This window comes from Gracilibacillus halophilus YIM-C55.5, from assembly GCF_000359605.1.
Lineage (GTDB): Bacteria > Bacillota > Bacilli > Bacillales > Amphibacillaceae > Gracilibacillus > Gracilibacillus halophilus.
This window is the reverse complement of record NZ_APML01000029.1, coordinates 1-25,972: the sequence shown is the minus strand read 5'-3', so window position 1 is coordinate 25,972 and position 25,972 is coordinate 1. Positions and strand designations below refer to the sequence as shown.

Genomic DNA, 25,972 nt, shown 5'->3' with positions numbered 1-25,972 from the left:
TACAATTAACCACAGAATCAGTGTGCTTATCGGGGTAATTGATCATGATACTTTTTTCTTAGGTAAGATAATTGTTGTAATCTTTGAATGTGAGATTCCTTGTCTTTCATTGTCAAACCGAGGATGATGTTCTCGATTAGTAAAGTTGGTGCCATCATAGAATGAAACTCATTTGTTTTTCCACGACTGGCAAATAAACGAATGGTAGCCATTGTCGAAATATTAGAAATGTACTGATCAGTGACTACGATGGATTGGTAATGGATGTCCCGTTGATAATCTAACAAAACTTTCGTCTCAGGTAATAAGCGTCCGAAGGCAAAGGCAAAGAGTGCATCATCTTGATTCATATGAATCATGTCTTCAAATAATTCATTCCCTTGATTGTTTATAAAGTGAATGGGTTTTCCTAATCGTTTTACACGATAGACAAATAACTCGCCTAATCCTTTGGAAGGACCATTGGCGAGAACGTATATTCGGTTTGATCGATGGAGTAATTCAATGGCTTGTTGAAATGATGCGTGATCTGTGTTGTCGATCGTATCTTGTAGTAAAGATAGACTTTTTTCAATCGTAATGTAAGGTGTCAGTTGGTTCTTTTTAGGTTGAACACTTTGAATTTTTCTAGCTGGAGACACTTCTAATTCGTGTTTCATGTGGTTTTTGAAATCTTTTAAATTCTTATATCCAGCTACAGACCAGAAGCGTGATACGGTAGCTATGCTTATTCCTGTCGCTTCTGCAATATCCTTCTCAGTGGACACAAGAACTTCTTGCCAATGCTTGGATAAATAATTAGCAATGATCGTTTGACTTTCAGTGAGATTCATTTGATCGAGTGACAGACGAAACATGTTTTCTTCCTCCTTTTGACTGATAGGTTATCAGATCTAGGCGAGTTCTCGTTGCATATGAAAGAAAATTTACAGAATGATAAAAAAAGTTAATGAATTTACATAGCTTTAACGTTGATACAAAGGTTTATTAATAAAGCTTCGATAGAATAAAAGTAACCAAATTAAAGGAGGCTTTTTATTATGCAGGATGTCACGAAACAACGTTACAAATTAACGCAGTCGCAAAAGATGATGGTGTTTATTCTATCGATGTCGTTATACGGATTGTCGAATATGATTACGGAGCTCGTTCCAAGTGCTTACCTCGGCCCAATTGAGTTTTCGATTGAATACTTTGCTTTTATCCCGTTAACACTTTGTATCTTGTTTCACCCGTTATACGCAGCCATTGGTGCTTCGCTCGGTGAGGTCATTTTCGGCGAAATTATGCTCGGTCAATTCGGTGGCTTTGGTGAATTGGAAAAATTTATCGCGTTTTCGTTAGCGATGTATGTCGCTGGTACTTATGTACGTGATCCGAAGAATTTACGCCAGGTAGGTATTGCTGCCATGCTAGGTGTCAGTATTCATCAAGCGATTAGTGTGATGGTTGATATGTTAAAAGTATGGGTAGGGGTTGAAGAATTAGAAGCGGTTCCTGGTTTAGCAGAAAGTGTCGTTGTTGTAGAAGGGTTCGCTTTTGTGAATGATCTTCTCTTCTCAGGTATTTTATTTGCTCTACTACCGACCATCTATTTAGTTCCGCGATTATACGGAAAGATCGAGCCATTATTAGGTATGAAACCTCGTACGCGTGATGATCATTTCAGTCTGACGGAAATCATTGGTGCACGAGTAATTGCAGGAGGCATCTTTCTAGCTGGGGCAGCCTTTTTGTTTGAATTTTTGTCAGAGTCAGGCATAAATATTATCGATTGGGAAGCTGATTTTGTCGAAAACTATGGGCAATGGGTCATCTGGTTAAGTTTAGGTATAGCAGGATTGATTGCATTGATCAGCATTCTAGTGATGACAAAAAATAAGTCGAAAGCAACTGGCATGACGAATGAGAAAAGGAATGTTTCATAATGGAACCAATGATTCATGTCAATGATGTCACTTTTCAATATCCAGGTGCCCATCACCCTGTATTACAAAATGTTTCTTTAACGGTTGAAAAAGGAGAGTTTCTTGCGATTCTTGGCGGTAATGGTAGTGGAAAATCGACATTGTGTAAGTTGTTTAATGGATTAATTCCAAATTATTATGTCGGTGATATCACAGGTGAAGTGAAGGTGAACGGACTTGATACTTTTACTCACTCTGTAGCGAGCCTGTCAGAACATGTGGGATATGTTTATCAAGATTTTGAAAATCAAATTGTTAGCCCTCGTGTGTTGGAAGATGCGAGTTTTGCACCATTACATTATGGCTATTCTGATTATCAAGAACGAGCGGAGCGTGCTTTAGAATTTGTCGGTTTGGAAGCATATAGCCATTCGTTTGTCTGGCAATTAAGCGGTGGACAGAAACATTTGTTAGCGCTCGCTAGTGTGCTGTCGCTTCAACCAGAAGTTATCGTGATCGATGAACCAGTGGCTCAGCTTGACCCACAACATGCCAATGATATCTATCATATTTTACGAAAAATCCATGATCAATGGGAAAAAACCATCATTGTCATTGAACATCATACGGAATTTGTAGCGCAATACGCTGATCAAGTTGTTTTGCTTGAAGACGGGCAAGTTTCCTTTAAAAAGCCTGTCACAGATGCCTTAAATCAAGTGGGTACATTGTTGAAACATCAGATTTATCCACCACAAGTGACGCAAGCTGCAGCACAGTTAGGTTTTGATGCGCCACTTCCAATTACATTAGCGGAAGGTGAGAGCGTATTTCGACCATCCCTTCATACAACCTTTGACGACAGTTCAATCGAAATGCCAATGAATAAGGAACCGCTTATTCAGTTTCAAAATGTGAACTTTTCCTACCAAACGATTACACGCAAAAAGAAACAAGTGTTATATGATGTTCATCTCCAAATCTATAAAGGAGATTATGTCGCACTTGTTGGCAATAACGGAGCGGGAAAATCATCATTGATGCGTCTCGTGACAGGATTACACAAGCCGGGTTCGGGCGAGGTTTCTGTTAATGGTTATAATGTTGAACATACCTCACCGGAACATTTGGCGGAAATGGTCACATATATTCACCAAAATCCAGAACAAATGTTTATTGATGATTCAGTAGAAAAAGATGTCGGATTCTATATGCGAGCACGTAAAATCGAAAATGATCAAGAATTAGTGAACCGTTTATTAGATCAATTTGAGTTACAAGATTTAGCCGATCGAGATAGTCGTTTATTAAGTGGTGGCCAGCAGCGGAAAACATCACTGGCAATTGGTGTTGGTATGGATCCAGCCATTATGTTATTGGATGAACCGACGGCTAACTTGGATATAGCTACAAGAAAGCATATCACACGGTTATTAGATCAGTTGAAGGAACAATTATCGTCGGTGATTATGGCTACACATGATATGCAACTAGCTACAGCTTTTGCCAATCGTTTTATTGTCATGAATCAAGGTGAAGTTATATACGATGGTGATCGAGCAGGGCTGTTTCAAAATCCTGTATTAATGCAGAAAGCAGGACTTGTCCCGCCGCAAATCTATTCCCTCAGTCATCAATTAGGATGGACATCGCCAGTATATACGGTGGAAGATTTTGTGGCTATGTATCGAAAGAAGGAGGGCGCCGATGGAGTATACGCGTAGATTCACAGAAAAACTATCTGTAGAACAAATGAAGATTGAATTGCTACATACAGCCTATGGTAATGGACATACTTTTTTAGCAAAATTAGATCCACGAACACTTTTTCTTTGGTATGCATTCTTTGGCATTGTTCCGTGGTTTTTGCATGAGACGCGCATATTATTAGGGATGCTCGGTTTTATGATTGTGACAACAGTTATCGCACGTGTCAGTCCATTAATCATTTTTATTTTATGTCTCGGCTTGTTAGGGCAGGGAGGCTATTTATTGGTGATATCGTTGTTTTTTGGCGGTGATTTTTCGGCAATGCTTCCTTTGTTAAAACTGACAGCTAAACTTTCAGTCATCTCATTAGCGAGTATTACGGTTTTTTGTTCGATGAATCCAGATAAGTTAAGTAATGGTTTATTAAAAATTGGTGTGCCCGGTCAAGTTTCATTCAGTATTGCTTATGGTTATCGCATGCTCCCGACATTGTTGGAAGAATATCACCATGTGTTTCAATCGTTTAGACTACGAGGAAAAGCTCCAGAAAAGCGCGGAATTTTATATTGGCGGACCATTTACTATTTTATTCAGATTGCCATGCGTTCTTTCTATCCATTGTTGTTGTCGACTGCCAAACGGGCTAGAACGACAGTAGAAGCACTTGAAACGAAAGGCAGTAAATATGGGTTCAACCATACAAAAGTGAAAGAGTTAAAACTAGCATCTTTGCGAATGCAAGGAATGGATTATGGCTTTTTGATTGGTTCAGCTATCTATGTCGCGAGTTTATTTATTATATTTTAGGAGGGTTTCTGATGAAAATTGATTTTCATAGTCATGTAAAGATTTCAAAGCAATCGATGTTTCATCCGGCATATTTTCAAGAAATGATGGAAGAGGCTAAAGCGGCTGGTTTAACAGCGATTGCGATGACTGAACACTTTAATACCATTCGTTTTTTTGATATTTATGATTATTTGGATGAGCATTACTCGTATATGAACGGTTATTATTCGGTTGAAGGGATGCAATTATTCCCTGGCATGGAAGTGGATGTACAAGAAGGGGGACACATATTACTGATTGGCTCAAGAGAAGAAATTTTACATGTGAGACACCAATTAACCGGTCACCTGGAATCAAGTCATTTCATTGGATTTGATCGATTAATGGAGCTGGCACGGGCATCGGATTTATTTACGATTGGTGCACATCCTTATCGTGAAAGTACGCCTTTAGCCAAACATGTATCTATGAAACAATTGAAGCAGTTAGACGCCCTTGATTTGAATGGAAAGGATTTATATAAGAAAGGGGTCATCACGTGTCAAAAGGAATTAGAACAATTAGCAAAAGAAACGGGGTTACCTATCGTCGGTGGCAGTGACACGCATCAATTTATCCAATATGGAAGTATCATGAATCAGTTCGATCAAACCTATTTGAATCACGATCAGTTGAGAGAAGCTGTTCAAAACCGCAAACACCGCGTTCAAGTTTCTGATGATGTTTCATTGAAAGTTCGCTCTGCTACTTTGATTAAAAAATATATGAAAAAATATTTACAACAAAAACAGGAACACGTTGTATAAATACTAGATGCATTCGGGAAGCGATGGTAAGATTTGCTTCCCGTTTTTTATATGGGGTTTTTCTTTGTGATATAATGACAATGAAATGGAGGGATAGGATGGGTGCACGTGACACGCAGAAACAGTTGCATTTAATTCATTTGCATCACTCGACGTTTTTAAAGAGTCAAGTCGCGCATGCGATTGGAATGGAGATGTACGTTCGGTCGAAGCAGATTCAGACGAAAGAAGATTTAGCCTCTTTCTGTTATAGTTATATTCATGGTTATTTATTACATAATGACGCGATTATGATGAAAGAAATTTATCGATCGATGAAACGTCAGGACTGGGAACAATTGCTGTACTTGGCGAAGGTATATAATGCCAGCAAAAATGTATTAGAATTAAAGCGAACCAGCCGGCAAGCTGGGAAGCGGTTGTTCGATCGCTTGTGTTCAATTGAGGAATCGCCGATATTAGAAGAATGGTCCGAGGTCATTCAGGAGAAAGAACAGTTGAATCATTACATTTTTGTATATAGTTTGTATGCTTTTGAACAAGGTTTTGACTTATTTGATACGATTCAGACATACTTTTATTTTTCCTTAACAAATGTGGTCCAACATGCAGTGCGTGCTATCCCGCTAGCGCCAAAAGATGCTGAACAAGTCATTTTCCAAATGCTTGATAAAATAGATGAAGCAGCAGAGACCGCGATTCATTTAACGATGAAACAAATGGGGAATAGCGCCATCGGATTAGAGATATCCGCGATGCAGCATAAATATTTATTATCAAAACTATTTCTGTCGTAATGAGAGGGGGTTTTTTCATGACGGAACGAACAATAAAGGCGCGCTTTCAGAAAGTTAATGTTCACGATTACGAAGATGAAGCGCCTCTGAAACTACAAAAAACCGATAAATCACACCGCGTATTTTCCAATTACCAAATCTCCGGGTTAGAAGATCATGAACAATCGAATCGAGCAGATTTATTGGTGAAGAAAGGAACAAATATTGTCGTTGGCCCCGAAGATGTACTTCAATTACAGCCAGAACAATCGCATCAACTTGATATGTTTGTTGAGGTTGAAGAGGAAGCGTTATTGATATGGAATAAACAAGAGATCATCCCAGCAAAAGGGAGTCAGTATCAACAGACATCAAAAATACAATTACATCAAGACGCAGAGTTGATTTGGGGTGAGATTTATCATTTTGATCACGATACCTTCACGTCACTTTCTTCTTCGATGGAAATTTGGGTCGATGAAGAATGTCTTGTGTTTGATCCCTTTCAGTTTTTTCCGAAAAGTGAAGTGAATCATCATTATGGGATGACGGAGACCTTTCCGTATGTGGCATCCATGTGGTATATTACGCCTCATCCGCCGTTTGATGAATGGGACGTGCAACAGCGATTATCCCAAGCCAAGCATCACCGAGCAGGAATGACGGATTTAGATGGTCAAGGGATTTTAATCCGTTGGTTATCGACAGATTTATCGCTTTTAAGAAAAGAAATGGACGATGTGTTTCAGTTTTTTGATCAACAAATTACAGATATCAGAAAATGGCGCATATAGAAAAGTAGCTGCTGAAACGAGGCGACTTCACGGATCAGTTCTTAGATGAATCATCATCGGTTCATCCGAAGAGTCGCTACGTTTCTAAATAGGCGCCGTTACTATTTGGTTGGATCAATTTCTTTCGTGGATTGACGGTATTTTACTTCATGGGGTACAATAATCCGTTTAGCGGGTTCATCTTTGTTTTGGGCTTTTTCAATTAAACACCGAGCCGCATGTACACCAAGCATATAGATTTGAATATCTACCGTCGTTAATGGGGGTGTCGTGATTTCAGCTAAATATAAATTGTTAAAACTTGTAATGGAAACGTCTTCAGGACAATTTAAACCAATTTCCTCTAACATATTGATCACCCCTAGTGACATTAAGTCATCGGCGACTACTAAGCCAGTAGGAGGCGTTTGAAGTGAAAACAGCTGTTCAACGGCTTCACGACCACCAGATTTCAGGAATTCCACATGTACGATATATTCTTCTGGTAATGGCAGGCCGGCTTCTTGGATCGCTTGACGATAACCTTGCAGGCGATCAATGGTAACGGTTAATTCATCGGACCCACCAATAAAGGCGATGTTTTGATGCCCGATATCGATCAAATGATTGGTTAATTCCAGGCTTGCCTTATAGTTATCATTATCGACATGGGTGATTTCATTTTCTTGTTCAGAAGGTTTACCAATAATGACAAAAGGAAATTCCTCTTCCATAAGAAATTGTTGCACAGAGTCGGAAATGCGTGAATATAAAAGAATAATGCCATCTACACGGTTGCCGTGAACCATTCGTTGCACTTCTTCAAATATATCATCATCGTCTCCACCTGTAGAGACATAGAGCGAATATTCTGTTTCATGGGCAAATGAACCAATGCCCCGTAATACTTCTGGAAAAAATGGATTTTGCAATGCTGTATCTGCAGATGATGGCATGACTACACCTATCGCTTGTGTGGAACGGACAGCAAGATTTCGCGCATTAATGTTCGGGTGATATCCTAATTGCTTCATTGCTTTTCTTACGCGTTTTTTAGTGCTCAGACTGATTCTTGAATTGTCTGCGATCACACGAGATACAGTAGAAGGGGCAACCCCTGCTTTTTTTGCCACATCTTTGATTGTGCTTGCCATATGAATTCACCGACTTCCATCTAACATGATCATGATATTATTGCTTCGCTTCATACCCTGCGGCAAAAATCGCTACGATGAAAGTAACACTAACACCTAATACTAATGCTAATCCCATTTGAATCCTCCTTGTTTATGTGAACGTTAATTGCAGTATATACATATACATTTGTATTATACCGAACCTATATGATTTTGTGAAGTGAAAATGGGTGCGGGCTTCTTTTGCCTAGAAACTCATTTTTCTCGTCTCTCCATCATATTATGTAGATAAACCCATCATCAAGATGGTGCGTATTTTAATGAATGTTTCTGGTAGTGGCGAAGAAGGTGTCGTCACTTGAGAACGGAAATGTCGATGGAGGAGTTTTTTTCTAAGGAGGTCGTTTCATGAATATATTAAAGAAAATTCAAGCACATCGAATAACGCAAAATGAATTGAAATGGGAAGGAACATTCGCCGAATATTTGGAATTGTTAAAGGAAAAGCCATATTTAGCTCAATCTGCCCATTCACGAATTTATGAAATGATTAAAGATCAAGGCGTCGTTGAAGAAGATGGCGTTCGCAAATACAATTTTTTTAGCGACGAATTATTTGGGTTAGAAGAAGCGTTAGAGAAGCTCGTTGAGGAATATTTCCATCCAGCAGCGAAACGTTTAGATGTAAAAAAACGGATTTTGTTACTCATGGGTCCTGTTAGTGGTGGAAAATCAACCCTCGTGACGATGCTGAAACGCGGGCTTGAACAATATACGTTAACCGATCGCGGAGCAGTGTATGCCATTAAAGGCTGTCCGATGCATGAGAATCCGTTGCATTTAATCCCACAGCATTTACGCGCCGAATTTGAAAAGGAGTACGGCATCCGAATTGAAGGCAGTCTTTCGCCGCTCAATCGCTTGCGGTTGGAGGAAGATTATAATGGCAAAATTGAAGATGTGATGGTTGAGCGCATTTTTTTCTCAGAAGATGAACGCGTGGGGATTGGTACCTTTAGCCCGTCCGATCCGAAGTCACAGGATATTGCTGATTTGACAGGGTCGATTGATTTTTCAACGATCGCCACGTATGGTTCTGAATCGGATCCGCGTGCCTATCGATTCGATGGCGAATTGAATAAAGCCAATCGAGGGGTTATGGAATTTCAAGAAATGTTGAAGTGTGATGAGAAATTTTTGTGGCATTTGCTTTCATTAACACAGGAAGGGAATTTTAAAGCCGGTCGATTCGCCTTAATATCAGCAGATGAAATGATCGTTGCCCATACCAATGAGTCAGAATATCGGTCATTTATTTCGAATAAGAAAAATGAAGCCTTGCATTCGCGAATGATCGTTATGCCCATTCCGTATAATTTAAAAGTAGATCAGGAAGAACGCATTTATCAAAAGATGATTGAAGAAAGTGATATCAAAGATGTTCATATTGCGCCACATACTTTAAAAATTGCCGCGATGTTTACGATTTTAACTCGTTTGAAGGAATCGAAACAGAGTAACATCAGTTTACTCAAAAAACTATATTTGTATAATGGGCAAGATGTTGAAGGGTTTAGTGAACAAGATGTGGATTCATTGAAAAAAGAATATTCTGATGAAGGAATGACCGGCATTGATCCTCGTTATGTGATTAACCGGATTTCTTCAACGATTATTCGCAAAGAAATGCAATCGATTCATGCGTTAGATGTACTCCGATCATTAAAAGATGGATTGGATGATCATCCATCGATTACGAAAGAACAGAAAGAAGATTATTTGAATTTTATTTCGGTTGTGCGCAAAGAATACGATGATATGGCTAAAAAAGAAGTGCAAAAAGCCTTTGTCTATTCATATGACGAGTCGGCAAAAACGCTGATGGATAATTATTTAGATAATGTTGAAGCATTTTGTAATAAAACGAAGTTGGAGGATCCATTAACAGGAGAAGAAATGCATCCAGATGAAAAATTAATGCGATCCATTGAGGAACAGATTGGTATCTCTGAAAATGCCAAAAAAGCGTTTCGCGAGGAAATTCTGATTCGTATTTCGGCATATGCGCGAAAAGGGAAGAAGTTTGATTACCAATCTCATGAGCGATTGCGGGAAGCGATTCAAAAGAAATTATTTGCCGATTTAAAAGATGTCGTCAAAATTACCACGTCTACGAAGACACCAGATGAACAGCAATTGAAGAAAATGAATGAAGTGGTGGCAACGCTTGTTGAAGAATATGGATATACGACACAATCCGCAAATGATTTGTTGCGGTATGTTGGTAGTTTGTTGAATCGGTAACAAAGATATATCCCAATACAAAACAATCGAGTGACGTTACTTTAAAAGAGATACCATAAATCAAAGCTTGGATCATTCCAAGCTTTTTTTATTGTTATCTTAAATAGATGATGTTATTTCAATCAATGTCTTGTAAGTCATCCAGTTTGAGTGGCAATTCTTTGGAGAATGGCTTGAATTTTTTCTGTAATGAAATAATAATGTTCCGCACAAAACGGAAAAATAATCTCTGTAGTTGAAAACGGTTACTATATATAATTTAGCTATAGAAAAAATTAAATGCAAAGGGGGGCTCTCGGTTGGATTATCAAGAGATTATCATGGGGATTATCGTCCATGGAGGAAATGCAAGAAGTAATGCACTTTCTTCTATTAAAAAAGCAAAGGAAGGTGATTTTCAAGAAGCAGAAAGATTGATTGACGATGCCAATGAAGAATTATCGCAAGCGCATCGGGTGCAAACTGATTTGATTCAAGCTGAGACAAGAGGAGAAGGATCAGAGATTACTCTTCTTATGGTCCATGCACAGGATCACTTAATGAATGCTATGACTGTAAGAGATTTAGCTCAAGAAATGATTGAATTATACCAAAACATAAAGCAGGAGGAAGTATAAAAATGAAAAATATTTTATTAGTTTGTGCAGCAGGTATGTCCACAAGTATGTTAGTGAACAAAATGGAGGAAGCAGCAAAAAATAAAGAGGATGAAATTAGGATTAATGCTACTTCAGGGGGAGAGTTAGAAAAGTACGTTGAAGATGCTGATGTTCTTTTACTTGGACCACAAGTTTCATATTTATTAAATGATTATAAAGACAAGTATGCCAATATTCCCGTTGAAGTCATTAATAGTGTTGACTACGGTACAATGAATGGTCAGAAAGTATTGGATTGGGCATTAAATTTAATCGAAAAATAATCATAAAGGAGTGGAAACATGGGGGCGAAAATGCAGAGTTTTCAATCAAGACTTCAGTCATTCTCAGGAAAATTAAATGAAAATTTTTATATGAAAGCCATTTCCCAAGGTCTTTCATCCATCTTGCCCATTATCATTCTTGGCGCATTCGCAAATTTATTGAACAATATTAGTATAGATAGTTATCAACAATTTCTAGAAAATACCGGTTTAAAAAGTGTTGTGGGAATCCCGTATTCCATGACAATCGGATTAATTTCTATTTTTGCTGTTTTCTTTATCTCATCCAAACTAGCATCCTTATTTGAAGAAGATGGACAGGGTGCAGGTTTAATTGCCTTAGTTAGTTTCTTTATATTGATACCGATTTCAACGATGGAGGAAGCAGACTTTCTACCATTTGAATTCTTAGGTGCACAAGGTTTATTTACAGCCATTTTTGTTGCACTGCTTGCTACCCGTATTTATGTGTATATCGTAAAAAAAGGTTGGACCATAAAAATGCCAAGTGGTGTCCCTCCGACTGTTTCTAAGAGTTTTTCAAATTTAATTCCTGGTATTGTCGTTCCAGTCATTTTTCTAATTATTGCCGGAATATTTAAAACAACATCATATGATAGTATGCCGAATGCCATTTATTCTATCATTCAAATACCTTTACAAAACTTAGGCAGTGGATTCTGGTCTTTAATTATTGTTGTATTAATGATTAACCTTTTGTGGTTATTGGGGATTCATGGTGGATTGGTATTATCTCCTGTTTTACTTACTGTGTGGATGCCGTTAGGTTTAGAGAACTTAGATCAGATAGCAGCTGGTGAAGAGCCCACTAATATTGTTTCGATGGGTCTGTATACAGAATTCATTTCACTAGGTGGTGGTGGTGCAACCATTGGGTTATGTATTTTAATGGCTTTTAGAGCAAAAAGCCAACGATACAAAACATTAGGGAAATTAGCACTACCTGCATCCTTCTTTAGTATCAATGAACCACTTATATTTGGTACACCAATCATGTTTAACCCATTAATGGTGATTCCTTTTATTGGAGCTCCTGTCATCATTGGTTTGACAACATACTTGTTAATGAGTACTGGTATTCTACCAATTGCTAATGGAACACCGATGCCAGTAGGTTCACCTTTATTTATAGGTGGTTTTGTTCAAGGTGGAATCATGTTGGCGCTGTGGCAACTAGTAAGCATTGTCATGTCGATTGCAATTTATTTTCCATTCTTTCGACTGCTTGATAAACAAGCCATAACAGATGAAGAAAATCAGGACCAAAACTAATCTTTAAATTAGAGAGGAGGAAAGAGGAGATAATGCTTATGGAGTATTATCTCCTTATACAAATATGAGTGAAAAACCAAATGTAGTAATGATTGTTGCTGATCAATGGAGGTCTGATTCAATAGGTTATACAGGGAACAGTTCTGTAAAGACACCAAATATTGATCAACTTGCAGAAGAAGGTGTTGGATTTTCAAATGCTTATTGCCAAAATCCTGTTTGTGTACCGAGTAGAAACTCGTTCTTAACGGGTTGGTATCCTCATACTAAAGGTTTTCGTACAATGCATTATTTGATGGATGATGAACAACCAAATATTTTAAAAACGATGAAACAATCGGGTTATCACGTGTACTGGGGTGGGAGATCGGATTTCTTGAAAGTCGAAGGTGATGATTATAAATATTGCAGTACAAGAGAGGACAAGTATTCCGAATTCTTTAAAAAATATATGGAAGAAATGAAGCAAAATAAAAAAACAGATCAGCCTAAACGAGAAGTGAAAGAAGTAGATTATTCCCACTATGGAGGTGTCACAGAGGATATTAATAATATAGATGGACAGCAAATTCATAGTGCGATAGATTTTATTAATGGTGATGCTTATGGTGATGATCCTTTCTGTGTTTATTTAGCATTATCATTACCACATCCCCCATATGAAATTGAACAAGAATGGTTTGATCAAATAAATGCTGAGGACATTCCTGAATCTATTCGACTTACACCAGAAGAATTAGAACAGAAACCAAGCATACTTCAAGGTATTCGTGAAAATCAAAAGTTATATAATTGGTCAGATGAACAACTGAAGAAAATGAAGCATGTTTACTATGCAATGGGCACGAAGTTAGATCAATATATTGGGGAGTTATTAGATACATTAAAAGCAAAAGATCTATATGATGACACGATAATCGTCTTCTTCAGTGATCATGGGGATTATACAGGAGATTATGAAATTGCTGAAAAAAATCAAAATACATTTGAAGATATGCTTACACGTGTTCCGTTAGTTATAAAACCTTCGCAAGATATGACATTTGAACCTCGTAAGACAGATGCTCTGGTAGAGTTGATTGATATTCAAGCAACATTGTACGATTTGTTAGACATTCAACCTGACCATACTCATTTTGGTAAATCGCTAAGACATGTTTTAAATGGAGAAGATGATCATCGAGATGTTGTATTTTCTGAAGGAGGGAGGTTAGAAGGAGAAACACATGCAATGGATGCAGGTCACTCCCCAGATACAGTATATTGGGCGCGAACAACAGAGCAGGAAAAAATGCCACATCACACTAAAGCGATGATGATCAGAGACGATGAATATAAATATGTTTATCGGTTATATGAAGAGGACGAGTTTTACTGTGTCGCTAATGACCCTTACGAAAGAAAAAATTTAATTAACGAGAAGAAATATCAAAACAAAATCCAAACGTTTCAGAGTCGTATGTTGCGACATTTCTTTGAAACAGGTGATGTTGTACCTCATAAGAGAGATAGTAGATTCTAAGGATCATTTGCTTCATAAAATACAAGGGTAGGACAAAAAATTGCCAGTGATGAAAACCCGCATGTTAGCTGATATTGATCAGCCAAACTTGCGGGTTTATACTCTTCATTTTCGATTTGTGACATTTCATCTTAGTAATGTCATTTACTTATACATCTTTTACACATCTAAAACCAATATTCCCTGAAGAACTATCAGCTGTATTCGAACTCCTAGCTGCTACTCGATATCGGTTACAATATGAATGATGGCATAAATAAGATCCACCTCGTATTACTTTTGGAATATTACCATCCACTTTTTCATTGTCAACTTTTCCATTCCGATTGATTTGAAAAGTATCGGCACACCATTCCCACACATTCCCTGATACATTGTATAAACCAAAACCATTTGCGGGAAATTCAGTTGCTGGTGCTGTTCCAATATACCCATCTTTCTTGGTATTATGTTGTGGAAATTCACCTTGCCAAATATTACAGTAATGTTCTTCATTTGGTGTTAACTCATCTCCCCATGGATACTTTTTTTGATTCAATCCACCTCTTGCTGCATATTCCCATTCTTTTTCTGTAGGGAGTCTTTTTCCTGCCCACTTGCTATATGCATGAGCGTCATTCCATGATATATGAACAACCGGATGATCCATACGATTCTCAATGGTAGATCCTTTCCCCTCTGGTTGGTACCAGTAAGCTGATTCGACAGCGAGCCACCACGGTGTATGAGGTACTTGCTGTACTTTATGAGGAGAATTTTTTTCTATAAATTGATAAAATACAAAAGACCAGCCATATTGTTCAGCTTCTGTTTTATACCCAGTATCTTCTACAAAGTTTTGAAACTCTTGATTGGTTACTGTATGAATATCTATATAAAAAGGAGACACTGTGACCTCTTGTATTGGACTTTCTCCATCTGCTTTGATGCCTTCATCATCATTGGTTCCCATCATATACTTTCCGCCATTTAACAACACCATGTCTTTTATACTGGAACTTTCTGATTGGATAATGAAATTCTCTTCTTTTTTACTACTAGACAAAAAATCAGCTCTACTTACATGACAACAACTTAAATTGTGTTCCTCCATGTTTACTTCACACTCTCCCTTACTATCTGATTGTATAAATGATTAATGATGATATATAAAATTATATAATGATGATTTCATAAAACGTAATTTATTACATTGGATGAATGTGTCGGTTATTAAAATGCTCAACATATCTAAGTAGAAAGAGCTAAGTTTCATTAAGAAGAATTTGATAAACTTGTAACGACGTTTTGGCGGTAAGTATTTTTTGAATTGTATTTTTATCGTCTACTAACTGAATCAAGTGTTGATACATCGGCTCTAATTCTTCTTGATTGTTTTCACCCACATTTAATAAGCAAACTATTTGAACTGAGTTTTTTCCCCATTGAATGGTTCATTAAGAATACAAAAAGACCAAAATGTCTGGTTCGATTGTGGTTCAAGCGGATGCGGAATAGCAACTAAATTACCATAGCTTGTTGGTGCTGCCCGTTCTCTTTCTAGTACAGACTCGATAAAATTGCTTCTGACTATTCCTTTATCTATTAATTGTTCACCCAAAAATTGTATAACTTCTGTAGGGGAGGTCAATGGTTGATTCATAAATATGTTACTAGATTCTAGATACTTTTCGACAACATTGTTTCGTTTATTATCAATATGTTGTTCAATTGAATGAATATCTTGTTCCCCTAATATGGTGCTAACCACAACATGCGGCATGTGTATATCCGAAGGTAATGGAACTGTACTGATAATAAAATCTACTTCATCGATATATAGATTTAAATTATGCAATTCAGTTGTCCTGATAATATCCAATTTGTTAGAGAAATTCGTACGTAACTTATATAATAATAGCTGAGAACTACCAATGCCTGTTGTACATACAATTAAGCACTTTTTTCGTTTGTTATCTAATTTTGTTCTTTCCATCGCCGCTCCAAAATGTAAAGCAAGATAACCAATTTCATTTTCATTAACTGTAATGTTTTGATGATCCTCAATAACTTTTCCAGCTATCACACCAGCTTCAAATGCAAGGGGATAGTTCTCTTTTATAGCATCAAGAATAGGATTTCTTATATTCATACCATAACGGTAACGATGAATGGTCGGTTTTAAATGAACGGCAATTCCGGCAAATAGTTCATGATCATTTTCTAGGTCAAGCTTTAAGTGATGGCTTACTTGCTGGATCATGAGTCGAACTGTTTCCACAATTGAAGCATCCATTTGACTTGTTACAGCTTGCCAATGTTGAGATGAAAATATTTTTGTACCTAATAAGTGCATCGTAACATAGTAAATTTCTTCGTCTGGAAATGAGAGATCTAATTCTTTTTCAACTTCTTTCAATAATTGAATGGCAATACTGTATTCTGTAGAGTCAATAATTTCATTTATGCTAATAGAATTTGAACTGACATAATGATCTTGTTCAATGCGCTTACATGCAATCGCAATATGAATCACTAAGTTAGAAAGAGCAATATCTGATAAATTAATATCGGTTTCTCGCATGTGGGATAGAACAATTTGATGAATTATATCAATTTGTTCAGTTGACAAAAACATCGACTCGGAATACTTATTCTGTGTTGGTTTTGCAAAATCACGTTTGTATATTTCTTCAGATATCGCAAAACGAATGTCTTTTTCATCGCCGGTTATTTTGAGTCCATAATTAGGTCGTTTGTCTAAATGTAAACCGTATTTATTAAGAATGACTTTCACGTCTCTCAGGTCATTCTGTAAGGTTGATCTACTTACGAATAGTTCTTCTGTTATATCCTCGATTTTTAAGTAATTAGTTGATAATAAAAACTTATCAACTAGAAACTTAACTCGATCCTCAGGTTCGACTGGTACTCTATCTTGATCGAACATTAATCCCTCAATAAAAGTCTTAAATTTCTCATCATTGAAAACCTGTAATCGATAGCCATACCCACGTGAACCTAAAATGTTTGCGCCATTTTGTTGTAAAGTTTGGTCAAGGATTTTTATATCATTTCTTATTGTTCTCGAACTAACGAATAACATCGAGGCCAGTTGTTTGCTGGTTACGGCTTCTTTTCTTCCAATAAGTTGTTTGAGTAATGTTTGTATCCTCTTGTTCATCTGTAACCTCCTTTCCTAGTGAAAAATTTTGTTGTTTATATTGTAATAACGCTTTCATTATAATTACACATAAACTTTTGCCATATCCAAAGGAAAAGTGTTGTCTTATCGTCTTTTCTTTTATATGATTGATTGATTTTATCATACATAATCGAGTAATCGAATGACTCTGAAACATAAATTTCGTCATATCGGAATTTTATTTAGTAGTCTTAATAAATTAGATAATGGAAAACCCGAAATTTACCTGACCACGTGATAATCAAGTAAATTTCGGGTTGTTTTTAAAGTGTAGAAAATTAGTTAACAAGCCATTATAGTTCTGTGAGCGATTCCATGTATCGTTTAATTCTGATTTTGCAGTTATTTCTTGATATTAGCGCATGGATACGTAATTTATAAAGTAAATTGCAATTTGACAAAAATGACATTACACCCACCACATGTCACCGACTGATTCTTTTACCATCACTGGTTTTAAATGTTCTACCGCCTTTGAAAAGCCTTCATCGATGGACATCAGACCGTCCTCGTGCTCGATACTCACAACGTAATCATAGCCATACAGTCGCAAGGCACTGATCATGTCAGCCCAATCTTTTGTTTCATGGCCAAACCCTACTGTTCGAAAGTACCAAGCTCGGTTTTGCATGTCTGCATAAGATGTCATATCAGTAAGGCCATTCCGGTTCATATTCCCTTGATCGATCGTCGTATCTTTTGCATGAAAATGATGAATGGCATTTTCTCGACCTAATATCTTAATGGACTCGACTGGATCGATTCCTTGCCACCACATATGGCTAGGATCTAAATTTGCGCCGATAGCTGGCCCGCATGCCTCTCGTAAGCGAAGAAGATTCTGTGGTGTGTGCACAGAAAAACCACCGTGTAATTCCAATGCAATTTTTACTTGAAGGGTGTCAGCTAATTCAGCTTTCTTCTTCCAGTAAGGAATGATTTTTTCTTCCCATTGCCATGTGAGAATCTCTTGAAAGTCGTTAGGCCATGGTGCAACTGGCCAGTTCGGGTATTTTGCATGTTCATGATCTCCAGGACATCCTGAAAAAGTATTGACGACAGGGACATCGAGTTGACTCGCTAATTTTATTGTTTTGTCAAATAACTGATCGGCTTCTTCCGATATTTGCTTTTGTGGATGGAGTGGATTTGCGTGACAGCTTAAAGCACTAATAATAATGCCTCTTTGTTTACATTTATTCAAAAATTCATTTTGCTTATTGGTATCATCTAATAATTCATCCACGTTACAGTGAGCATTCCCAGGATAACCACCAGTCCCTAGTTCTACAGCTTCAATCCCTTTGTCAGCCACATAATCTAACATTTCATCTACATTCTTTTCTGAAAAAGGTACGGTGAATACACCTAATTTCATAGAATCTCCTCCTTTTATGAAAACGCTTAATGTAATCCATTACATCATAGCATACGTAACTCATCATGTAAAATGAATCCTCGATATAACAAATAAATAAGCGTTTACACAAAGTATGATTGACAAAAAAGATAAACCGTTTTACAATAAAAATGTAATCGATTACAAATTAGAAATTAACATGTAGGGAGAAGGCGCGTCATGGCAAATATTCAAGAAGTTGCAAAAAAGGCTGGTGTTTCCGTTGCGACCGTATCTAGAGTCATGAATGGAAACACATCGGTTACATCAGCTACAAGGTTGAAGGTTGAACATGCGATCGAGGAACTAAAATATGAGCCGAGTGTATTGGGACGAAATCTGAGAAATTCGGAGAGTCGATTGTTACTTGTGTTGATACCGACAATTTCTAATCCTTTTTACACAGAAATCATTAATGGGATTGAAGAAACGGCGATCCAAAATGGTTACAACATTCTCCTTTGTGAAACAGATTCAAGTGTACAAAGGGAAAACATTTACTTGAATATGGTGAAAAATAAGGTGGTAGATGGTGTGATCACGATGGATCCAGCTATCAATGTAAATAAACTGAATGATCTCGCTCGTCAGTATCCCGTTATTCAATGCAGTGAGTATGAAGAAGGTGGTGTGATTCCTTATGTGAGCATTAACAATGAGTTAGCTGCATATCATGCGATGAAACACTTAATTAAAATCGGACATGAACGAATTGCACTGATTAATTCAGACGAGAAATTTTTATACGCTCGTCAACGGAGACAAGGGTATAATCGAGCATTAAAGGAATATCAACTTCCCATTGATGAAGACTTGATTTACCATACTGATCAATTAGATTTTGATTACGGGATTCAAGCGATGCGTCATTTATTACAGCTAGAGAAAAAACCAACGGCTGTATTTGCTGTATCTGATACGTTAGCGATCGGTGCGCTGAAAGAACTGAATGAATCTGGATTTCAAGTGCCTGAAGATATAGCAGTCGTCGGTTTTGATAAAATAAGCTTTACCAACATGACGAATCCAACGTTGACAACGATTTCACAACCCATGTACAAAATGGGGTCTACAGCTGCCATGATGTTGATTAACAACATTATGGGCAAGAAAGTGGAAAGTATTTTGTTAGATCATGAGTTAGTTATTCGTGATTCGACATTGGGGTAAACATTTCTTTGAGACTAATCATCCGATACTAAATATTTATTTAGTATCGGTCAGTTAGCCTCAAAAATGTAATCGATTACTTAAAGGGGCTACGAAAAAATAATGGAAGCAAAGGGGAGGAAAATCATGAAGCGTTTCTCGAGTTTATTCGCAATTTTGGTTGTCGTTATTGGATTAATAGGTTGTTCAAGTAGTAGTTCAGGTGATAATGATGAAGTTGTTTTAGGTTTAGCTTTACCATCAGCTTCACATGGCTGGATGGGCGCGCTCATTCAAAATGCTGAAGAGCAAGCACAAGCACTAGTAGATGAAGGTACGATTGATGATTATGAATTTACAACGGCAGATAATCCAGCAGATCAAACCAGTAACGTAGAGGATTTGATCGCACAAGGCGTAGACGCTATTGTCATGTTACCCATTGAATCGGAAGCGCTATCACCAATAGGAGCAGAGGTTAAAGATGAAGGGATACCTCTTGTCATTGTTGACCGGGAGTTAACGAATGATGCGGCTTCCGTTGTTGTCAAAGGGGATAACACAGGAATTGGTGTGAATGCAGGTGAATATATTGTGGAGCAACTAGATGGCAATGGAAAGGTTGTCGAAATTGCGGGTCCATCTAGTTCGGTGACAAATCAACGTAGCGAAGGATTCCGCGAGTCGATTGAAGGCACTGATATTGAAATTATTGCATCACAAAATGGTGAATTTTCAACCGAAACCTCACTACAAGTAATGGAAAACATCTTGACAGCCGAAGCAGAAATTGACGCGGTTTACACACAGGATGATGGCATGGCCTTAGGTGTCATTCAAGCGATTAAAGAAGCAGAACGAAATGACATCCAATTTGTTACAGGTGCTGGTGGTAGTAAAGAAGTCTATGAAAATATTCGAGATGATGGTCTCATTAGTGCCACGTTCTTATATTCACCTCTTATGGTAGTTGACGGTGTTGATATTGGGGCAAAGCTAGCAAATGGTGAAGAACCAGAAAGAGAAGAAGTGATTATTCCAGCTACTCCTGTTACAGAAGAGAATGTAGATGAACATTATGATCCAGATGCAGAATTCTAATGATTGAACATAACATATCTCACCATCAGCGGAATCATTTCCGCTGATGGAATATGACTAAGTGGTCGCAATTCGATGTAAATATTTTTATGAAAAAGGGGGTAATGGACGTGGCGGAAACACCAGTTTTGCAGATGAGCGGGATAAAAAAATCGTTTAACGGGAATGAAGTGTTGCACGGTGTAGATCTCGAAGTAAAAAAAGGAGAAATTCATGCCTTATTAGGAGAAAATGGTGCAGGCAAGTCAACGTTGATGAACATACTTGGTGGCGTTTATCAGCCAAATGATGGAGAGATTAAACTGAGCGGTGCACCCATTGTGATGGAAAGTCCTCGTGTTTCTCAAGAAAATGGAATCAGTTTCATTCACCAAGAACTTAATGTCGTCACTGACTTAACGGTCTATGAAAATATGTTTCTCGGATCTGAGATCAGAACAAGATTTGGGTTTCTCGATGTAAAAGAAATGTGTAAACAAACCGAAGAAGTCTTATCGAGATTAGGGGTTCAGATTGATCCAAAAACATATGTCCGAGATATTGAAACATCATATAAGCAAATGATCGAAATTGCTAAGTCTTTATTACACAATTCCAACATGATTATTATGGATGAGCCAACCACCGCATTAACAGAAAATGAAGTCGAGCGATTGTTTGCATTTATGCGATCCTTACAAGCATCTGGTGTCTCGATTATTTATATTTCTCATAAGTTAAAAGAAATTCAAACAGTTTGTGATCGATATACGGTTTTACGCGATGGTCATCTTGTAGGTACAGGTGAAGTCAAAGGTACGGATTTAAGCGCTATTACTCAACAAATGGTAGGAAAGTCCGTTTCTACCAACGCATTTTATCATAAGGCAACAAAGGGTGAACCAGTTTTAACGGTCAAACATTTAACGAGTGAAGGTTTATTTAACGATATTAATTTCTCGGTATCAAAAGGAGAAGTCGTCGGCTTTACAGGGTTAGCTGGAGATGGACGAACAGAATTATTTGAGAGTATATTTGGATTTCGAAAAAAATATGGTGGTGTCATTGAAGTAAATGGGCAACCATTAAAAATAAATCATCCTCGCAAAGCTGTACAAGGTGGTATCGGGCTTGTCCCGAAAAACAGAAAAGAAAATGCGATTGTTAAGGATTTAAGCGTCATTGAAAATATGAGTTTGTCATCATTAGGCCACTTTGAGGCAAATGGATTGATTCGTTCCAAAAGGGAACAGAAGAGATTTCAAGAATACAAGGATCAATTAAATATAAAAGTGCATGATCCGAAGGTAACGATTGATTCTTTAAGTGGTGGTAATCAGCAAAAAGTGGTGATCGCGAAGTGGCTTGAGGTAGATGGAGATCTCATCATTTTTGATAATCCGACACAAGGCATCGATGTCGGCGCTAAAAACGAGATTTATCAACATATTATGAATCTAGCTGAGATGGGGAAAGCCATTATTATTTTATCTTCAGAAGCCCCAGAAATATTAAGAGTATGCGATCGCGTGAATATTATGTTTCATGGGGAAATTACCGGCAAATTTACGCGTGATGAATTAACGGAAGAGAAAATTATGGAATATGCGACAGGTTCCAAAAAGGAGGCGGCGTCCATTGGCTGAGCTAAGAATGAATGAAAAAAAACAAACAAACCGAGGCTTACGATCATTGCAGTGGCTTTGGGGCGAATATAGTGTTGTGATTGCTTTTATTATTATTTTTATTGTGGCAACCATTATGAATGATCGATTTCTTTATTTAGACAACCAGATCAATATACTCATGCAAGTGTCCACCATTGGGATTATAGCGTTAGGAATGACAGTGGTTATGTTGTCTGGAGGGATTGATTTATCAGTTGGTTCTGTCTTAGCCATGGTTGGTGTATTTTCCGTTATGGCGATGAATGCATCAGGTAGTATATTTGTCGGTGTTTTAACGGCATTATCTGTTGGCGCACTCACAGGTGTTATTAATGGTTTGCTCGTTTCGAAAGGAAAAATCGCATCATTTATTGCCACCCTCGGAATGATGGCGGCTGCTCGGTCGATTGCACTATACTACGCTGATGGTGGTAGCATGTCAGGTGAAGTCGAAGGGTTTACAGCCATATCAAATACGGAAATTGGCATGGTTGATATACCTATTATTATTTTCCTTGCGTTAACCGCTCTTGTGTATGTACTCATGCAGAAAACACGTTTTGGGCGTTATGTCTACGCATTAGGTAGTAATGAAAAAGCAGCGTTATTATCAGCGATTCGTGTAGATCGTATCAAGATAGGTGTGTACACGTTTTGTAGCTTATTAGTTGGGGTTGCGGCGATTATAGAAACATCACGTTTGAATTCGATTTCATCTTCAAGCTCTGGGAATTTATACGAACTTGATGCCATTGCTGCAGTCATCATCGGTGGTACACGAATGACTGGTGGCAAAGGGAAAGTGATAGGCACATTTTTCGGTGTTTTATTATTAGGTGTGTTAAATAATATGATGAATCTATTAAATATTTCTCCTCATTTACAAGGACTTGTCAAAGGATTAATTATTATCATTGCAGTATTTTTCCAAAAAAGAGATTAAGGAGGGCTTTATGTGGAACCAATTAATGTAGGCATTATAGGATGTGGATCGATAACGAAATTTCGCCATGCACCGGAATATAAGGAAAATCCATATGTGAACGAGATCGTATTCTATGATCGAAATCCCGAACGGTCAAAAGAACTTGCAGCTGCCTTTAATGGACGTGTGGCTGAAACGATCGATGAGTTATTAGCTGATCCTTCCATTGTAGCGATTAGTGATTGTTCATCGAATGAAACCCATCATATCAATTCGTCCCATGCTTTATTAAAAGGGAAGCACGTGCTGTGTGAAAAACCGATCGCAAATACCGTCCAACATGCCGAAGAGATATTAGATGCGCAACGTCAATCAGGCAAAAAATTGATGGTGGATCATAATCAACGTTTTACAAGAGTACATCAGAAAACAAAAGAAATGATTGAAAGTAAGGAACTTGGAGATGTGTTAACATTTAAAACAACTTTTGGCCACCAAGGCCCTGAAGGTTGGGGCGTTGATCCATCCAATGCGACGTGGTTTTTTAAGAAAGATCGTTCTCATTCAGGGGTAGCTGGCGATTTAGGCATTCATAAAATTGACCTGATCCACTACTTATTGGATGATAAAATTGTTGATGTTCATTCTTTTCATGGGGCACTTGATAAAGTTGATGAGAATGGTGATCCGATCGAAGTTTGTGACAATGTGGTTTGCGCGCTAAAAACAGAGAAAGGTCGTATCGGTACAGCCTCTTTTTCATGGACGTATTACGGCGCAGAAGATAATACGACAACGATTTACTGTCAGGAAGGGATTCTGAAAATTTATCATGATCAGACGCATCAACTGATTGTGGAATATAAAAATGGTGAAGTGGCAAAATATGAGCTAGAAGCCATTCAAACGAATGATAACCAGACAAATACAGGCGTGATTGACGAATTTGTTGATTGTATTATTCATGACAAAGAACCGGTTGTTACGGGAAAAGATGCGATGTCTTCACTAGAAGTGATCGAAGAAATTATCAGTTAATCATATGCACCGCTACTTGTCGCCTAATGACAGGTAAGCGGTGTTTTTCATGGCGATCAAATTGTTCCTTATCACGTATTAATGATCAGCATTTTTCACACTTTATGATTTGTAAAGGAACTTTTTCAAAAAAGATGTAAATTATCTCTGCTTTTATGTTGTTTCAATGGGTAAAATAGGTTATATTAATTGATGTAAAGGATAATAAGTAATTGGTTGGATGGGAGTAACAAAGAAGCAGGAGTAAGTGACTTCTATTGGGGGTATAAGACGTGACACAGCAGGAATCCAGTGAGAGATTCTGGAAAAAATTTACCGGTCCTAATATGGGATATGTAGAAGAACAATATGAGCTTTATTTGCAAGATAAGAAAGCGGTTGATCAATCGCTGCGAGACATTTTCGATCAATACGGAGCTCCGCAACAGTTTGTGAATGAGGAAGAGCCAGCAACGGAGGCAGGCAGTAGCTTTTTTGCACAATCGAGTGCCAAACACTTACCCTCAGCAATCAAACTTGTTGAGGCTATTCGGCGTTACGGCCATTTAAAAGCAAGTATTTACCCGGTCGGTTCAGGGAAAATTAGTGATACGTCACTCGTTGATCCTGAACATTATGGTTTAACGAAAAAGGAATTGGAAGCGATTCCTGCACAATGGGTTTGGGATCGTAACGTAGACGGGATCACGACTGCACAGGATGTCGTGACATACTTGATGGAACAATATGCAGGTAATATTTCATTTGAGTATGATCATGTGAATAACGACGAAGAACGCCACTGGTTCCAAAACAACATTGAATCAGGGGCGTATCGTTCAAATTTCCATGCAGAGGAGAAGAAGCAATTATTAGGTAAAATTGTGGATGTCGAAGGTTTTGAGAATTTTTTGGCGAAAACATTTGTCGCTCAAAAACGGTTTTCTATTGAAGGTCTTGAAATGATGGTGCCCATGCTAGATCGCATGGTGCAAAGTTCATTTTATGATGAAACCGAAGAGATTTTAATGGGAATGGCACATCGCGGTAGATTAAGCGTATTAACGCATATTTTGGGAAAACCTTTTGATAAATTATTCTCAGAATTTCATCCATCTGCTGATAAAGAATTAGTCCCATCTTCGCCAGGTTCAAGAGCGATCACGTATGGCTGGACGGGTGATGTAAAATACCACTTTGGTGCGAAACGTGATGTCGGTGAGGAAAAGCCATCACCAACGAAGATAACGCTTGCTCATAATCCTTCTCATTTAGAATTTGTTAATCCAGTTGTGGAAGGCTTTACACGAGCAGCACAAGATTTTCGTTTTAAGCGAGGAAACACTGAACAAAATGTAAACAAAGCGTTCAGTATACTGATTCACGGTGATGCCGCGTTTATTGGGGAAGGAATTGTTGCCGAAACGTTTAATTTGAGCGCACTACCTGGTTACCGTACAGGTGGCACATTGCACATCATTGCCAATAACCTTGTCGGGTTTACAACCGGTCAAAATCAAGGACGCTCCACTCGATATGCTAGTGATTTAGCGAAAGGTTTCGAAGTTCCGATTATCCATGTGAATGCCGATGATCCAGAAGCATGTATCTCG

The 25,972-nt window shown here is 37.8% G+C and carries 21 protein-coding genes and 1 pseudogene; 17 read left to right on the top strand and 5 right to left on the bottom strand.

Features of this window, described 5'->3' with window-relative positions; genetic code table 11:
- Positions 1-26 precede the first annotated feature (26 nt).
- Complete coding sequence (locus J416_RS08215) at positions 27-857, bottom strand: MurR/RpiR family transcriptional regulator (RefSeq protein WP_003468390.1); 831 nt, start codon at positions 855-857, stop codon at positions 27-29.
- Positions 858-1,040: 183 nt separating this feature from the next.
- Between J416_RS08215 and J416_RS08210 the strand changes: the two genes are divergently transcribed.
- The 6 genes from J416_RS08210 (at position 1,041) to J416_RS08185 (ending at position 6,782) form a co-directional block, all read left to right on the top strand.
- Positions 1,041-1,928, top strand: coding sequence for a DUF8171 family membrane protein (locus J416_RS08210; protein ID WP_003468387.1), 888 nt, complete (start codon positions 1,041-1,043; stop codon positions 1,926-1,928).
- Entirely contained in the window at positions 1,928-3,631 is a 1,704-nt protein-coding gene (locus tag J416_RS08205; protein ID WP_003468384.1) for an ABC transporter ATP-binding protein, read from the top strand. The genes J416_RS08210 and J416_RS08205 overlap by 1 nt, the downstream gene beginning before the upstream one ends.
- Entirely contained in the window at positions 3,615-4,424 is an 810-nt protein-coding gene (locus J416_RS08200) for an energy-coupling factor transporter transmembrane component T family protein (RefSeq protein WP_003468381.1), read from the top strand. Before J416_RS08205 ends, J416_RS08200 begins: the two co-directional genes overlap by 17 nt.
- 11 nt (positions 4,425-4,435) lie before the next feature.
- Positions 4,436-5,212, top strand: coding sequence for a PHP domain-containing protein (locus J416_RS08195; RefSeq protein ID WP_003468379.1), 777 nt, complete (start codon positions 4,436-4,438; stop codon positions 5,210-5,212).
- 98 nt (positions 5,213-5,310) lie between these two features.
- Positions 5,311-6,009, top strand: coding sequence for an urease accessory protein UreF (locus J416_RS08190; RefSeq protein WP_003468376.1), 699 nt, complete (start codon positions 5,311-5,313; stop codon positions 6,007-6,009).
- 17 nt (positions 6,010-6,026) lie between these two features.
- The gene (locus J416_RS08185; RefSeq protein WP_003468374.1) at positions 6,027-6,782 is read left to right on the top strand and encodes an urease accessory protein UreD; all 756 of its coding nucleotides are present in this window, start codon (positions 6,027-6,029) and stop codon (positions 6,780-6,782) included.
- A gap of 101 nt (positions 6,783-6,883) precedes the next feature.
- Here the strand turns inward: J416_RS08185 and J416_RS08180 are convergent, their stop codons facing one another.
- On the bottom strand, positions 6,884-7,915 hold the full coding sequence (locus J416_RS08180; protein ID WP_003468371.1) for a LacI family DNA-binding transcriptional regulator: 1,032 nt from the start codon (positions 7,913-7,915) through the stop codon (positions 6,884-6,886).
- Positions 7,916-8,305: 390 nt separating this feature from the next.
- Between J416_RS08180 and J416_RS08175 the strand changes: the two genes are divergently transcribed.
- The 5 genes from J416_RS08175 to J416_RS08155 all read left to right on the top strand — a co-directional run bounded on the left by J416_RS08175 (position 8,306) and on the right by J416_RS08155 (position 13,938).
- Positions 8,306-10,201, top strand: coding sequence for a PrkA family serine protein kinase (locus J416_RS08175; RefSeq protein WP_003468368.1), 1,896 nt, complete (start codon positions 8,306-8,308; stop codon positions 10,199-10,201).
- Positions 10,202-10,521: 320 nt separating this feature from the next.
- Entirely contained in the window at positions 10,522-10,818 is a 297-nt protein-coding gene (locus J416_RS08170) for a PTS sugar transporter subunit IIA (protein ID WP_205619696.1), read from the top strand.
- A gap of 2 nt (positions 10,819-10,820) precedes the next feature.
- Positions 10,821-11,123, top strand: coding sequence for a PTS sugar transporter subunit IIB (locus J416_RS08165; RefSeq protein WP_003468363.1), 303 nt, complete (start codon positions 10,821-10,823; stop codon positions 11,121-11,123).
- Between the two features lie 18 nt (positions 11,124-11,141).
- On the top strand, positions 11,142-12,416 hold the full coding sequence (locus J416_RS08160; RefSeq protein WP_003468359.1) for a PTS sugar transporter subunit IIC: 1,275 nt from the start codon (positions 11,142-11,144) through the stop codon (positions 12,414-12,416).
- 64 nt (positions 12,417-12,480) lie between these two features.
- Complete coding sequence (locus J416_RS08155; protein ID WP_003468356.1) at positions 12,481-13,938, top strand: sulfatase family protein; 1,458 nt, start codon at positions 12,481-12,483, stop codon at positions 13,936-13,938.
- Positions 13,939-14,086: 148 nt separating this feature from the next.
- Here J416_RS08155 and J416_RS08150 read toward each other — a convergent pair whose 3' ends face one another.
- From J416_RS08150 to J416_RS08140, 3 genes and pseudogenes are all read right to left on the bottom strand, one after another.
- A complete protein-coding gene (locus J416_RS08150) occupies positions 14,087-15,031 on the bottom strand; it encodes a formylglycine-generating enzyme family protein (RefSeq protein ID WP_003468354.1) in 945 nt (314 codons plus the stop codon).
- A gap of 151 nt (positions 15,032-15,182) precedes the next feature.
- Positions 15,183-17,101: pseudogene (locus tag J416_RS08145) on the bottom strand (BglG family transcription antiterminator).
- A gap of 430 nt (positions 17,102-17,531) precedes the next feature.
- Positions 17,532-18,500: a sugar phosphate isomerase/epimerase family protein gene (locus J416_RS08140; RefSeq protein ID WP_003468347.1), complete on the bottom strand. Its 969-nt coding sequence runs from the start codon at positions 18,498-18,500 to the stop codon at positions 17,532-17,534.
- A gap of 201 nt (positions 18,501-18,701) precedes the next feature.
- On the opposite strand from J416_RS08140, the gene J416_RS08135 reads away from it, so the two are divergent.
- The 6 genes from J416_RS08135 to J416_RS08110 all read left to right on the top strand — a co-directional run.
- The gene (locus J416_RS08135) at positions 18,702-19,691 is read left to right on the top strand and encodes a LacI family DNA-binding transcriptional regulator (protein WP_003468345.1); all 990 of its coding nucleotides are present in this window, start codon (positions 18,702-18,704) and stop codon (positions 19,689-19,691) included.
- A gap of 126 nt (positions 19,692-19,817) precedes the next feature.
- Positions 19,818-20,771 carry a substrate-binding domain-containing protein gene (locus J416_RS08130; protein ID WP_003468343.1) on the top strand — a complete coding sequence of 318 codons (954 nt, stop codon included), beginning with the start codon at positions 19,818-19,820 and terminating at the stop codon, positions 20,769-20,771.
- Positions 20,772-20,881: 110 nt separating this feature from the next.
- Positions 20,882-22,396 (top strand): sugar ABC transporter ATP-binding protein, encoded by a 1,515-nt coding sequence (locus J416_RS08125; protein WP_003468341.1) that lies wholly within the window; start codon positions 20,882-20,884, stop codon positions 22,394-22,396.
- Complete coding sequence (locus tag J416_RS08120; protein ID WP_003468340.1) at positions 22,389-23,360, top strand: ABC transporter permease; 972 nt, start codon at positions 22,389-22,391, stop codon at positions 23,358-23,360. Before J416_RS08125 ends, J416_RS08120 begins: the two co-directional genes overlap by 8 nt.
- 12 nt (positions 23,361-23,372) lie before the next feature.
- A complete protein-coding gene (locus tag J416_RS08115; protein WP_003468338.1) occupies positions 23,373-24,380 on the top strand; it encodes a Gfo/Idh/MocA family protein in 1,008 nt (335 codons plus the stop codon).
- Between the two features lie 326 nt (positions 24,381-24,706).
- On the top strand, positions 24,707-25,972 hold a 1,266-nt coding region (locus J416_RS08110; RefSeq protein WP_240407266.1), incomplete at its 3' end, for a thiamine pyrophosphate-dependent enzyme.

Coding starts and splice junctions, on each gene's coding strand:
- J416_RS08215 (WP_003468390.1), bottom strand. CDS start 857: ATGTTTCGTCTGTCACTCGATCAAATGAATCTCACTGAAAGTCAAACG.
- J416_RS08210 (WP_003468387.1), top strand. CDS start 1,041: ATGCAGGATGTCACGAAACAACGTTACAAATTAACGCAGTCGCAAAAG.
- J416_RS08205 (WP_003468384.1), top strand. CDS start 1,928: ATGGAACCAATGATTCATGTCAATGATGTCACTTTTCAATATCCAGGT.
- J416_RS08200 (WP_003468381.1), top strand. CDS start 3,615: ATGGAGTATACGCGTAGATTCACAGAAAAACTATCTGTAGAACAAATG.
- J416_RS08195 (WP_003468379.1), top strand. CDS start 4,436: ATGAAAATTGATTTTCATAGTCATGTAAAGATTTCAAAGCAATCGATG.
- J416_RS08190 (WP_003468376.1), top strand. CDS start 5,311: ATGGGTGCACGTGACACGCAGAAACAGTTGCATTTAATTCATTTGCAT.
- J416_RS08185 (WP_003468374.1), top strand. CDS start 6,027: ATGACGGAACGAACAATAAAGGCGCGCTTTCAGAAAGTTAATGTTCAC.
- J416_RS08180 (WP_003468371.1), bottom strand. CDS start 7,915: ATGGCAAGCACAATCAAAGATGTGGCAAAAAAAGCAGGGGTTGCCCCT.
- J416_RS08175 (WP_003468368.1), top strand. CDS start 8,306: ATGAATATATTAAAGAAAATTCAAGCACATCGAATAACGCAAAATGAA.
- J416_RS08170 (WP_205619696.1), top strand. CDS start 10,522: ATGGGGATTATCGTCCATGGAGGAAATGCAAGAAGTAATGCACTTTCT.
- J416_RS08165 (WP_003468363.1), top strand. CDS start 10,821: ATGAAAAATATTTTATTAGTTTGTGCAGCAGGTATGTCCACAAGTATG.
- J416_RS08160 (WP_003468359.1), top strand. CDS start 11,142: ATGGGGGCGAAAATGCAGAGTTTTCAATCAAGACTTCAGTCATTCTCA.
- J416_RS08155 (WP_003468356.1), top strand. CDS start 12,481: ATGAGTGAAAAACCAAATGTAGTAATGATTGTTGCTGATCAATGGAGG.
- J416_RS08150 (WP_003468354.1), bottom strand. CDS start 15,031: ATGGAGGAACACAATTTAAGTTGTTGTCATGTAAGTAGAGCTGATTTT.
- J416_RS08140 (WP_003468347.1), bottom strand. CDS start 18,500: ATGAAATTAGGTGTATTCACCGTACCTTTTTCAGAAAAGAATGTAGAT.
- J416_RS08135 (WP_003468345.1), top strand. CDS start 18,702: ATGGCAAATATTCAAGAAGTTGCAAAAAAGGCTGGTGTTTCCGTTGCG.
- J416_RS08130 (WP_003468343.1), top strand. CDS start 19,818: ATGAAGCGTTTCTCGAGTTTATTCGCAATTTTGGTTGTCGTTATTGGA.